We start from the raw sequence: 2,756 nt of genomic DNA, 5'->3' as shown, positions 1-2,756 counted from the left end.
GTCAAGAAGAACGAAGGTCTGGGCGCATTGGTGGTGACCGACAACCGCACCGACCCGGCTGAGCACAAGAAGTTTGTGGCTGCCGAGATGGTGAAGATCAAGGCTGCTGTGGATGCGGCAGGCAAGTACGCCGACTGATATCCAATAAGGGGACGGGGTCCCCACGTATCGGTTGCACATGCCGTAGTGCCACCCGAACCCGATGCCTTGCATCGGGTTTTTTTTCGTCAAACCTGTAATGGGGGTTGATGTTGGCTACAAGACATGCACATGCGACTGTCTAGATTTTTTGGTTTCTTGCAAACGTTTGCGTAATTTGTTGTATCAGCGCTGAAAAATATTGTTTTGTACCCGTTTTGTATCTAAAACAAGGGTTTACCATGAAATGAAATCGATTGCATGAATCGTTTAATCCGGAAGTCGGCAACGCCATGAGCTCACCTCTTGTCGGGCTGATTGAAATTTTTAAAACACCATCTTCTGGAGAGAAACATGCAATCACATTTCCGTTTGGCCGCAGTGACTGCCGCTTTGGTCGCTGCAGGCGCAGCACATGCGGGCGTGACTTTTGACGCCAACATTGAAAACGACACCACATTCAAAAGCAAGCAGGGCGCTACCAAAAGCGATACCTCAAACGGCGGCCGTATCGAGTTGAACGCCAAAGCCGAATTGGTCAAATCGGGCGACAACTTCGTCAACGCCAAAGCCAGTTTGATCATCCCCACCAGCAGCACCGACAAAGTGGGTGTGGACGATGCCTGGATCCAGTTTGGCAACAGCATGGCCGATTTGAAAGTCGGTCGTCAGGAAGCAGCAGACTTGTTCCCCATGGGCAAAGACGTGGTGGTTGAGGCGGCTGCAAGCGGCTATGGCTACCGTACAAACTCCTTGCGCGGTCGCAAAGGCGACGGTCAATTGCATGCCGTGGCCGGTTTGAACGCCGCTCCTGGTCTGCGCTTGGAGTTGGGTTTGGTGACTGAAAAATCAGCGATGCCCACAGTGGCCCATGGCGTGCGCCCTACAGTGGTTTACAACAGCGGTGCTTTGACATTGCGTGCAGGTTTAGAGTCCTACAAATTGGACGGTGTGAGCTACAGTGGCAGTGGTGTGTCCGTGGGTTACGCAGTCGCTGCGGGTGTGAACATCAACGCCAACGTCGCCAAAAACAGTGATTTGGACGCATCCTCCTTCGGTCTGAACGCCACCATCGGTGCGGCTGGTGTCGGCATGGTTCAAGATAAAAAAGACGAGAACAAGGTCACCACTTACTACGCTGCATACACCTTCCCATTGATGGGTGTGAAAGGTGCGAGCATCACCCCCGCCTTCAGCTCTTCCAAAGCCACTGGGGTTGACAACCTCAATGCCTTCAAAGTGCGTTTGAATTACGCATTCTGATCGGTTAAGACGTTTTTTCAAGGTTTCACTCACACCGCCCAAGACCCTCAGGTCTTGGGCGGTTTTTTTATGGAGCGCTGAGTCTCCGGGGAAGCAGGGCAAATAACTTGCCCATGAAATAATCCAAGACATGAGCAAAACTGATCTCGTTCCGCGCCGCACGCAAATGGCCGACATCGCCCGTATGGCGGGTGTTTCATCCTCTACGGTATCGCGGGCTTTGAGTGGCAGCGCCTTGATCCCCGAGGCCACACGCGAGCGCATTCTCGAGCTGGCCCGTTCGCTCAACTATCAGGTGAACGTCGGGGCAGCCAATTTGCGCAAACGCTCGGTACAGACGGTAGGGGTGGTGGTGCTGGGCGACAGCATGCAAGCCATATCAGACCCCTTCATTTTGAATTTATTTGGCAGCGTCGCAGATGCACTGGATGATCAGGGCTACAGCGTGTTGCTGACCCGACTCAACGATGAGCGCAGGTCGCAGATGCAGACCCTGGTCAGCAGTGGCCAAGTGGCCGGCTTGGTGGTGATTGGCCAATTGACTTGGCACGAACACCTGAACAAGTTGTTCCATGCAGGCTTGCGCTTTGCTGTTTGGGGTGCTGCATTGCCAGATGCGGCGTATCCGGTGGTCGGTGGTGACAACGAACAAGGCGGTTATCTGGCGGCTTCACATTTGTTGTCCCGAGGGTGCCGCCGCATTGCCTTTCTGGGTGACATTGAGCACCCCGAGGCGGGCCAGCGTTATGCGGGCTACTTGAGGGCGCACCGAGAAGCCGGGATCGAACCCGATGTGCGTTTGCGCCAATCGGTGTTGTTCAACGAACCCATGCTGCTGCAGGTGGTGCAAGAGTGGTTGTCACAAGGGTTGTCATTTGATGCCGTTTTTGCCAGCAGCGATGTGGCAGCCATCGCTGTCATCAGTGCGCTCAATGCCCGGGGCATCGATGTGCCCCGCGATGTCAAAGTGGTCGGTTACGACGACATAGACATGGCGGGCCATGTGTTTCCCAGTCTGACTTCGATTCGGCAACCCACGCGATTGGCCGGGCAGGCCTTGGTGAATTTGCTGCACGAGTCACAAGCGGGGTTGCCAAGGCGCTCGGTCATCTTGCCGACCGAGCTCATGGTGCGGGAAAGCACGGGCTGAAGTTACGTACCTGAATCAAAAACAGGTGGTTAAGGGAAAACCCGCTAATGCAATCGATTGCACGAATGATCAAATGCGGTTTCGCATACCGGCAAACCCGCATCGGTAGCGGCAAACCAAAACTCACAATGGAGAGGCAATCAGATGAAATTCAATTCACAAAGCGCAGCGATCAAATGGGCCGGTGCTTTCGTTGCGGCACCCT

The 2,756-nt window shown here is 54.4% G+C and carries 2 protein-coding genes and 1 pseudogene; all 3 read left to right on the top strand.

Features of this window, described 5'->3' with window-relative positions; translation table 11 throughout:
• A pseudogene (locus ACIQ39_RS19170) lies at positions 1 to 138 on the top strand (tripartite tricarboxylate transporter substrate binding protein BugD); the annotation flags it as partial.
• Positions 139 to 492: 354 nt separating this feature from the next.
• Positions 493 to 1,401, top strand: a complete 909-nt coding sequence (locus ACIQ39_RS19165) for a carbohydrate porin (protein ID WP_396436175.1) — start codon at positions 493 to 495, stop codon at positions 1,399 to 1,401.
• Positions 1,402 to 1,531: 130 nt separating this feature from the next.
• Positions 1,532 to 2,551 carry a LacI family DNA-binding transcriptional regulator gene (locus ACIQ39_RS19160; protein ID WP_396436174.1) on the top strand — a complete coding sequence of 340 codons (1,020 nt, stop codon included), beginning with the start codon at positions 1,532 to 1,534 and terminating at the stop codon, positions 2,549 to 2,551.
• Positions 2,552 to 2,756 lie beyond the last annotated feature (205 nt).

The organism is Limnohabitans sp., assembly GCF_044361645.1.
GTDB lineage: Bacteria > Pseudomonadota > Gammaproteobacteria > Burkholderiales > Burkholderiaceae_C > Limnohabitans_A.
This window is presented reverse-complemented; position numbering and strand designations above follow the sequence as displayed.

Coding starts and splice junctions, on each gene's coding strand:
- ACIQ39_RS19165 (WP_396436175.1), top strand. CDS start 493: ATGCAATCACATTTCCGTTTGGCCGCAGTGACTGCCGCTTTGGTCGCT.
- ACIQ39_RS19160 (WP_396436174.1), top strand. CDS start 1,532: ATGAGCAAAACTGATCTCGTTCCGCGCCGCACGCAAATGGCCGACATC.